The 9,555-nt window shown below is 62.2% G+C and carries 6 protein-coding genes and 1 pseudogene; 4 read left to right on the top strand and 3 right to left on the bottom strand.

The features are described 5' to 3' along the window. Both B7X90_RS16865 and B7X90_RS16860 read left to right on the top strand, forming a co-directional pair. A pseudogene (locus B7X90_RS16865) lies at positions 1-2,415 on the top strand (DNA-directed RNA polymerase subunit beta'); the annotation flags it as partial. Between the two features lie 193 nt (positions 2,416-2,608). Next, positions 2,609-4,411 carry a methyl-accepting chemotaxis protein gene (locus tag B7X90_RS16860; RefSeq protein ID WP_292626409.1) on the top strand — a complete coding sequence of 601 codons (1,803 nt, stop codon included), beginning with the start codon at positions 2,609-2,611 and terminating at the stop codon, positions 4,409-4,411. Between the two features lie 61 nt (positions 4,412-4,472). Here B7X90_RS16860 and glpX read toward each other — a convergent pair whose 3' ends face one another. Beyond that, positions 4,473-5,465: a class II fructose-bisphosphatase gene (gene glpX, locus B7X90_RS16855; protein WP_292626407.1), complete on the bottom strand. Its 993-nt coding sequence runs from the start codon at positions 5,463-5,465 to the stop codon at positions 4,473-4,475. Positions 5,466-5,787: 322 nt separating this feature from the next. On the opposite strand from glpX, the gene B7X90_RS16850 reads away from it, so the two are divergent. After that, positions 5,788-6,144, top strand: a complete 357-nt coding sequence (locus B7X90_RS16850) for a hypothetical protein (RefSeq protein ID WP_292626404.1) — start codon at positions 5,788-5,790, stop codon at positions 6,142-6,144. Between the two features lie 3 nt (positions 6,145-6,147). On the opposite strand, the gene B7X90_RS16845 is transcribed toward B7X90_RS16850, so the two are convergent. Both B7X90_RS16845 and B7X90_RS16840 read right to left on the bottom strand, forming a co-directional pair. After that, entirely contained in the window at positions 6,148-7,455 is a 1,308-nt protein-coding gene (locus tag B7X90_RS16845) for a homoserine dehydrogenase (protein WP_292626403.1), read from the bottom strand. Positions 7,456-7,549: 94 nt separating this feature from the next. Beyond that, positions 7,550-8,443 (bottom strand): hypothetical protein, encoded by an 894-nt coding sequence (locus B7X90_RS16840; RefSeq protein ID WP_292626400.1) that lies wholly within the window; start codon positions 8,441-8,443, stop codon positions 7,550-7,552. A gap of 419 nt (positions 8,444-8,862) precedes the next feature. On the opposite strand from B7X90_RS16840, the gene B7X90_RS16835 reads away from it, so the two are divergent. Continuing rightward, positions 8,863-9,393: a TonB family protein gene (locus B7X90_RS16835; RefSeq protein ID WP_366409817.1), complete on the top strand. Its 531-nt coding sequence runs from the start codon at positions 8,863-8,865 to the stop codon at positions 9,391-9,393. Positions 9,394-9,555: the final 162 nt, after the last annotated feature.

Genomic DNA, 9,555 nt, shown 5'->3' with positions numbered 1-9,555 from the left:
TTCCGCCACGCGTTCAAGGCCGGCATCTCGTTCGGCAAGGATGACATGATCATCCCCGACAGCAAGGATGCGCTGGTTGCCGAAACCAAGGAACTGGTGGCCGATTACGAGCAGCAGTATCAGGACGGTCTGATCACGCAGCAGGAAAAGTACAACAAGGTGATCGACGCCTGGAGCCGTTGCGGTGACCAGGTGGCGAATGCCATGATGGAAGAGCTGAAGTCGTCGCCGATCGACCCGGAAACGGGCCGCCAGAAGCCGATCAACGCCATCTATATGATGTCGCACTCCGGCGCACGTGGCTCCCCGGCACAGATGAAGCAGCTGGCGGGTATGCGCGGTCTGATGGCCAAGCCTTCGGGCGAGATCATTGAAACCCCGATCATCTCGAACTTCAAGGAAGGCCTGACCGTTCTTGAATACTTCAACTCGACCCACGGCGCTCGTAAGGGCCTCGCGGACACCGCGTTGAAGACGGCAAACTCGGGTTACCTGACGCGCCGTCTGGTCGACGTGTCGCAGGACTGCGTTGTGATCGAGGAAGATTGCGGCACTGAACGCGCGCTCGAAATGCGGTCGATCGTTCAGGGCGGCGCCACCATCGCCTCGCTGGGCGAACGTATCCTCGGCCGCACGCTGGCCGAAGACATGGTCGAAGCCAAGAGCGGCGAAGTCGTTGCCTCGAAGGGCGATCTGCTCGACGAAGCGGCGATCACCCGGATCGAAGCAGCAGGCTTCCAGTCGGCGCGCATCCGCTCGCCGCTGGTCTGTGAAGCGACGATGGGCGTTTGCGGCAAGTGCTACGGACGCGATCTCGCCCGTGGTACGCCGGTCAACATCGGTGAAGCTGTTGGCGTTATCGCTGCACAGTCCATCGGTGAACCGGGTACACAGTTGACCATGCGTACCTTCCACATCGGTGGTGCGGCACAGGTGAACGAACAGTCGCACCTTGAGGCGATCAGCGATGGTACCGTGGTTTACCGCGATATCCCGACGATCACTGACAAGCGCAACCGTCGCCTGTCGCTCGCCCGCAATGGTGAAATCGTGCTGATGGACACCGATGGCCGCGAACGCGCGATCCACCGTGTGCCTTATGGTACGCACCTGCTGCACGAGAACGGCGCAACCGTTTCGCAGGGCGAACGTCTGGCCGAATGGGACCCGTTCACCACGCCGGTGATCACCGAAAAGCCGGGTATCGTGCGCTATCAGGACCTTGTCGACGGCAAGACCTTGACCGAAGCGACCGACGAAGCGACCGGCATGTCGAGCCGTGTCGTCACCGAAAACCGCGCGGGCAACCGGGGCAAGAAGGAGGATCTGCGTCCTCGTCTGACCCTGTTGGACGACGATTCGGGTGAAGCGGCACGCTATCTGATGGCGCCGGGCACGACGCTTTCGGTCGAAGACGGCCAGAAGGTCGAAGCGGGTGACATCCTTGCCCGTGCTTCGCGCGAAGCTGCCAAGACCCGCGACATCACCGGCGGTCTGCCGCGCGTTGCCGAACTGTTCGAAGCGCGCAAGCCGAAGGACAATTCGATCATCGCCAAGATCGCGGGCCGCATCGAATTCGTGCGTGATTACAAGGCGAAGCGCAAGATCGCGATTATCCCGGAAGAGGGTGAACCGGTCGAGTATCTGGTGCCGAAGAGCCGCGTGATCGACGTCCAGGAAGGCGACTATGTCAAGAAGGGCGACAACCTGATTTCGGGTTCGCCTGATCCGCATGACATTCTGGAAGTGATGGGCGTTGAGGCTCTGGCCGAATACCTCGTTGCTGAAATTCAGGAAGTCTATCGCTTGCAGGGCGTGAAGATCAACGACAAGCACATCGAGGTGATCGTTCGCCAGATGCTGCAGAAGGTTGAAATCACCAATGGTGGCGACACCACCCTGCTCGCAGGCGAACAGGTCGATCTTGAAGAAATGCTCGAAGTGAACGGCAAGCTTGAGGATGGCTTCGCGCCCGCCGAAGGCAAGCCGGTGCTGCTGGGCATTACCAAGGCATCGCTGCAGACGCGCTCGTTCATCTCGGCTGCATCGTTCCAGGAAACCACCCGCGTGCTCACGCAGGCGGCAGTGGAAGGCAAGAAGGACTCGCTGATCGGCCTGAAGGAAAACGTGATCGTCGGTCGTCTGATCCCCGCCGGTACCGGTGCGGGTATGAACCGCCTGCGCGTTGCAGCTTCCAGCCGCGATGCCGCTCTGCGCGCATCCTATCGCAAGCTTCAGGACTCGCTGATCGCTCCGGCATCGGCTGCTGAAGAACATGCGGCAGAACGGGCGCAAGGCCCGGAAGCAGCCATCGGTGATGACCCGCTGGCAGCGGTCGAGGGCGAAACCCACGGTCTTGATGCCGATGCCGGTGATTACCTGATCGCCGACAAGGCCGAAGGCAGCGAGGACTGATCGTCCTCGTAACCCTGACCTAAAGTAATCAAGGCCCTGCTGGAGCGATCCGGCGGGGCCTTGTGTTTGTGAATGTGCTGCTTTTCGCGAAATTTACAGCACCCTACGCAATCCACATCTGCCCGGTGCACACTGGAATTAACTGCAAATGGCTAAACAAGCAGCACTCAATTGGCTGCAAGGAAGCCTTGTCATGATCCGCGATCGTACTGCTCTGGGGACAAAGATTGTCGTAGGACTGATCGTTGCCGCGATTGCGCTTGCGGCAATTGCGATCGGCTACATCCGCTTTGGCGGGCCTCTCCACCGCCAGAACCTGCTGCAGGACGAATTGCTGGCAGACATCCTGCCGCCGCCTGCCTTTGTCGTCGAACCTTACCTCCACACCACTTGGGCCATTGCCGATCCGTCACATGCGGAGGAGGCAGCCGTGGCGCTTGCCGAAGAGCGCAAACTGTTCGAGCAGCGCAAAACCTACTGGGCGAGTGCGCCCGTGCCGGAAGAACTTCGAGAAGAGGTCGCCGCGACGGTCGGTTCGGCTGACGCTTTTTGGTCCGCCGTCGACAGTCGCTTTCTTCCAGCAATGAAGGCCGGTGATATGACGACCATGCAGCAGGTCCACGCCGCTGAACTGACCCCGGCCTATCGAAAGCAGCACGATGCCGTGACGCACCTCGTGGCGGAATCAGGCAAGTATCGCGCAGAGCTGATGGACTTCGCGCAAACGCTCGTATTCTCGCTGCTGGCGCTGTTTTCCATCGTAGCTTTGGCTATCCTCGCCATGGTCCATGGGGCGGGGCGGATGATCCGCCGCAGCATTGTCACCCCGCTGGTTGAAACCGCCACGGCAATGGAGCGCATGGCGCAAGGCGATTACACCCTGAATGTCGAGGGGGCCGACCGGCAGGATGAAATCGGCATGATGGCACGGGCCATGACGGTGTTCCGCAGCAATGGCGCAGCCCGCCAGAAAGCTGAGCGCGATCAGCAGGAAGTTGTCGCGGCGCTGTCCGCCGGGCTCGATTGCATGGCCCGGCAGAACCTCGAATACCGGATCGATGATGCCTTCCCGGATGGCTACGAGGAACTGCGCAACAACTACAACGATGCTTGTGACGCGCTGGCATCCGCCATGCGATCGGTACGGGTTGGCACCTCCAGCGTTCTGGGGTCGATCTCCGAACTTCGTGTGGCCACTGATGATCTGGCGATGCGCAACGAGCAGCAGGCGGCCAGCCTCGCGGAAACGGCAGGTGCTATGCATAATGTTACCGGCAGTGTGCGCGAAACAGCCACCGGCGCGCGGAACGTGCAGGATGCGATTGCAGCCGCTCACGGACAGGCGAATGCGGGCGGCGATGTTGTCCGACAAGCTGTGGCGGCGATGGCGCAGATCGAAGCTTCGGCTCAGGAAATCAGCCAGATCATCACCGTGATTGACGGCATTGCCTTCCAGACTAACCTGCTAGCGCTCAACGCTGGTGTTGAAGCCGCGCGGGCAGGCGAATCGGGCAGGGGTTTTGCGGTTGTAGCCACCGAAGTGCGGGCGCTTGCCCAACGCTCTGCTGAGGCGGCGCAGAACATCAAGACTTTGATCGAGAACAGCACGAGCCAGGTGGGCGAAGGCGTTCGCCTTGTCGACGCGACCGGTGAGCGGCTGACTGGCATCGTCGATCAGATTGCCGCCGTTGACGGACTGGTCTCACGCATTGCCGAGGCTGCCACCAGTCAGGCGGAAAGCCTGGAACAGGTCAATGTGGCGGTCGCTGCAATGGATCGCATGACGCAGGCAAACGCCGCGATGGTTGAGCAGTCCTCCGCTGCTACGCGCAGCCTGTCGAACGAGGCGCAGGCGCTGACTGATCTCGTGACCAGTTTCCGCACGCGCGACGAAGAAAAGCGGCCCGGAAAGGTGAGCGATCCTGAGAGCTTGCGCCGCCACTCTGCGATGGAGAGTGAACGGCAGATACCGGTGATTGCCCGTTACGGAACCTGATGTGAAAAAGCCCGGCTTCCACAAGGGAGCCGGGCCATTCAGCTTACAACGGCTAACTGGTTCAGCGGCCCTTGCGGTGCTCACCCTTCACCCAACGGACCGTGCCCGACGACGCGCGCATCACCACGCTTTCAGTGGTCATCACGCCGTTCTTGTGAACCTTCACGCCCGAAAGCAACGACCCATCGGTTACGCCGGTGGCGGCGAAGATACAGTCGCCCTTGGCCAGTTCCTTGAGGTCGTACTGCTTGTTCAGGTCCTCGATGCCCCACTTGTAGGCGCGCTGTTTCTCGTCCTCGTTGCGGAACAGCAGGCGACCCTTGAACTGCCCGCCTACGCAACGCAGGGCGGCTGCGGCCAGTACGCCTTCGGGTGCACCGCCTGTGCCCATGTACATGTCGATGCCGGTGTCTTCATCGGTCACCGCGATCACGCCTGCTACATCGCCATCGGGAATCAGGCTGATGCCGCAGCCAAGAGCGCGCAGTTCATCGATCAGATCCGAATGACGCGGACGGTCAAGCACGCAGACGATGATGTCGCCCGGTGCCACGCCCTTGGCCGTAGCCACGGCCTTGACGTTTTCGGTCGGCGACTTGTCGAGATCGATGATGCCTTCGGGATAGCCGGGGCCGACCGCCAGCTTGTCCATATAGACGTCCGGCGCGTTGAGCAGCCCGCCTTCTTCGGCCACGGCCAGCACGGCCAGCGCGTTGGGGCCGGCCTTGGCGGTGATGGTGGTGCCTTCCAGCGGATCGAGCGCAATGTCGATTTTTGGGCCTCTGCCCGGCGCGGCGCCAACCTTTTCCCCGATGTAGAGCATCGGCGCTTCGTCGCGTTCGCCCTCGCCAATCACGACAGTGCCGTCCATCCAAAGTTCGTTGAAGGCGGCGCGCATGGCTTCGACGGCGGCGGCATCGGCGGCCTTTTCATCGCCACGGCCGATCAGCTTGGATGCGCCGATGGCGGCAGCTTCGGTCACGCGGACCATTTCCAGCACAAGGACGCGGTCAAGTACCTGAGAGGCGGCGGGGTTGGTGGTCTGGTCGGTCACGTGGGCTCCAACTTGGTCAGATGGTGGCGGGAATAGGCAGCAAGTCGCGATCGGTTCAGCCAATGTGCAGCATCGGACCGGCACGACCGGGTCGACGGGGCACACAGACTGTGCAAACGTATGCACGAACATCAGTGTGTCGCGCGATTGGCATTGCGTGGCACAGATGACATTGGTGTGACCCGGCACTAGACGCGAGGGAAGGGTCTTGTCGAGACGAACAGTAGCAGTTCTAGCGAGCATTGCGCTTCTTTTTGGCGCAGCGCCTGCTTTTGCCCAGCAAACAGCGTCACCCAGCCCGGGTGGCGTACAGGGTCCTGTCTTGCCCGGCGTCGGGCAAAGCGATGCCGAAGTGGCGCGCAATCTTCTCACCACCTCGCAGACCCAGCGCTGCCGTCCGATGCAGCGATCCGATGGCACGATTGTCGTCTGCGGCGGCAAGGAGGCGAGCGACCGCGAGCGCGTGCCGCTGCGTGATGAGACTGACGGCGCGCAATCGACCGACACGGGTATTCCGCGTGCGCCCAATGTTTCGGGCCTGCGCGATTGCAGCCGGGGTTGCATCGGTGTGGGCGGAGTGCCGCCGCCGATGTATTATTTCGATATCAAGGCGCTACCGGCCCCACCACCGGGATCGGATGCAGACCGTATTGCCAAGGGTGAAATTCCGGCGCGCTGAATCTCAGTCGCCCAGAATGTGCATCACCAGCGGCGGATCGGCCAGCACCGGCGATCCATCGAGCAGGCGCAGCGCTTCGGCGATGGCGCTTTCCGGTCCATCGTGCGTGACCATCGCCACCATGACCTGTGCGTTGTCCGAATTGCCCTTCTGGATCAGGCTCTCGATGGAAACGCCCGCATCGCGCATGGCAGCTGTGATCTCGGCCAGCACACCGGGGCGATCTGCCACGTTGAAGCGGATATAGGCCTTGCCTCTGCGATGCCCGGTTTCGGCAGGCGCGGCGCGCTCCAGTTCGGCCACCGGAATCGAGAACGGTGCGCCAATATCGCCCCGCGCAATGTCGATAAGGTCGGCCACCACGGCGCTCGCCGTCGGCCCATCACCCGCGCCAGCGCCCTGGAACAGCAGGCGGCCCACAAAGTTGCCCTCGGCCACGACAGCATTGGTCGCCCCGTCAACGTGCGCCAGCGGGTGATCGCGGTGGACAAGGTGCGGATGCACGCGCTGGAACAGGCGGCATTTGCCCTCGGCGTCAATCTCGGTCTCGGCCATGCCGATCAGGCGGATGTAGTATCCCAGCGCATCGGCCTGCGCGATATCGGCGGCCAGCACACGGCGGATGCCGGTTGCGGCCACAGGCTTGAAATCCACCGCCGTCCCGAATGCGATGGATGACAGGATCGAAAGCTTGTGCGCTGCATCGATGCCGTCGATGTCAAAGCTCGGGTCCGCCTCGGCATAACCCTTGGCCTGCGCCTCGGCCAGCACATCGGCAAAGTCGCGCCCCGTGTCTTCCATGGTCGACAGGATATAGTTGCAGGTGCCGTTGAGGATGCCATAGACCCGCGCGATCTCGTTGGCGGCCACGCCTTCCTTCAGGCCCTTGATCACCGGGATGCCGCCCGCAACCGCGGCTTCGAACTTCAGCGCCACTTTGGCCGCTTCGGCCTTGGTCGCCAGTTCCACGCCATGGTGCGCGATCATCGCCTTGTTGGCAGTCACCAGCGCCTTGCCAGCTTCAAACGTGGTGCGCGCCAGCGCCAGCGCCGGGCCATCTGCCCCGCCGACAAGCTCCACCACAACGTCCACATCGGGCCGCTCGCCCAGGATGACCATGTCATCTTCCCAGGCATAGCGCGAAACGTCGAACCCACGATCCTTGTTGCGATTCCGCGCGCTGACCGTGGTAATGACAATCGGCCGCCCCGCGCGCCGCGCGATAAGATCGGCGTTGGCCTCGATCAGCCGGATTACCCCGCCGCCGACCGTGCCCAGCCCGGCCAGCGCGATGCGCAAAGGTTCGCTCATGTCATTCCCGTCCGCTCAAACATGCAGATTCTGCGCGGCGGGCCTTAGGGGACACGGGCCAGCGGGGCAACAGCGCGATTGCCCGCACGCAGGATCAGCGCTCCACCGCCGGGCGTGTCCGCACACATTCGCCCAGTTGCTCTACAACGAAGGCATAGTCCGCCGCCGCTGCCCGCACCTGATCCGCGCTGCCCGAAAGGCTCGCCCCCGCCGGCATGGATCGCGGCAGGAAGCAGGCAAGGCGATACCACGTCAACGTATCGCGTTCAGGCGGACGCGCAGCCTGATCGACGATTTCGGAAAGACTCACCCCCCACACCTTGTCCATGCCGGGGCGCCGCACCACCGTTACCGAAACCGGTTCGTTGTTCTCGGTTTGCAGGAACACTTGCGTCTCGCCCTCGCCGACGAGATTGCCGGGAACGTACAGGACCTCGCGCACGCCCTTGATTCGGGGCGGCGCTTCGGGTGAGAGCAGCTCGGTCAGGATGGCACGGATGCGTGTCTCGGTGGCCCCGGACCAGGCGATCTGCGCGCCGCCATCAACAAGCCGCAATTCACCCGGTCGTCCTGCGACGGTACGTGCAAAAACCAGCATGACCCGCTTGTTCAGCTTGAGCACTTTGCCTTTGGCATCCAGCGGAACGTCTGCAAGATAACGTACCTTTTCGCCCATCGCCGGACCGCTCAACACGGTCTGTGTGCGTCCCTCTACCAGTAGCCGCGCCATGCCGGGGGCAAGGCCTGGAGCCTGTTCGGGCTTGAGGCGATTGGCCTTCTTTACCTGCACACGAAGGACCACCTCGGATGCATCAGCCAGTGATACGAGATCGGCAAATGTAAGTGCATCATCGGGCGCAGCGCTGACAGCGTTACCAACCCCGCGAATCAAGGCCTGTTGAGCCACCGCGACATTTGGAACGAATCCAGACCAAGCCATGGCGGCTACCGCAGCGGCAACGATCGGACGAAAGGCGAACTTCAACATTTTAGCATCTCCGGGGGGCGTCCATCGCGGCAACCGCCCTTTGTTTCCCGCCAGTTTCAGCCAGCACAACCCTGAATCGTTGGTTAACCGATAAAGCATTTGCGCGGCTTTGGCTTCGCCGTTAAAGATGCACCCGTTCGGGCAATCCAAAAACAAGCAGCCCGACGATTTTCGCCGTCGGACGCCTGCGTTCGATGGCGATTGACCGGGTTGCCGGCAGGGTGGATTGAAATTTGCTGGATTGGCCTGCGGGCAGGACGGTGATCCTGTGCGTCGGCACCACCTTTGTCAGGGCCGTATCCGCGTGCTCCTGGTGTAGGTGGGCGATCAGGAGTATTGGAGCTGAATGGCATACGCTGACCAACAGATGAGCGGTAACAAAGTCACCGCGCTCATCATCGTTTCAGAAGGTCAAAGAGGTGACCTCGGCGGTCAACATCGAGGAAGAGAAACCGCCAGAGGAGCCGCCGCCGCCGCCGCCTCCGAAGGAGAACACGCCGCCACCGCCGATCGTCGCGCCTCCGCCGCCGATCAGCTTTAACGCACCGGCACCACAGGTGCAGACGGTCAATGTAGCGCCCGCGATTCCGGCACCCCCGGCTCCCGTTGCGCTGCCTGCCCCGCCTGCTGCCCCGCCGCCCCCGCGTTTCACGCCGAAGGCTGCCGTTCCAAAGGGCAACCCCGGCAACTGGGCGACGTCGAACGACTACCCCTCGCGTGCGCTTCGCGAAGAGCGTGAAGGCACCACGGGTTTCCGTGTCACTGTCGGCACCGATGGCAAGGTTACGGACTGTCAGGTCACCCGCTCGTCGGGCAGCCCTGATCTGGACGAAGCCGCTTGTTCCAACATCCGTCGTCGTGCGCGCTTTGCGCCCGCAACCGATGGTGATGGCAACCCTGCTACCGGTTCGTACTCGAACTCGATCCGCTGGGTCATCCCGAAGGACTGATCTCCTTCACTGGCTGACCCGGACGGAAACGTCTCAACGAATGGCACGAAGGCCCGTTTGAATGGCTTTCACGCACTTTGATTTGATTTGAAGAGGAAGACTCGCAATGTCCATCTACACTCTGGCCGCTGCTGCCGCTGGCGCTGCGCCGCAGAACAAGTT

The sequence above is a fragment of the Novosphingobium sp. 17-62-19 genome, assembly GCF_002256775.1.
Lineage (GTDB): Bacteria > Pseudomonadota > Alphaproteobacteria > Sphingomonadales > Sphingomonadaceae > Novosphingobium.
The sequence above is the reverse complement of the archived record's forward strand: the minus strand, read 5'-3'. Positions and strand labels throughout refer to the sequence as shown.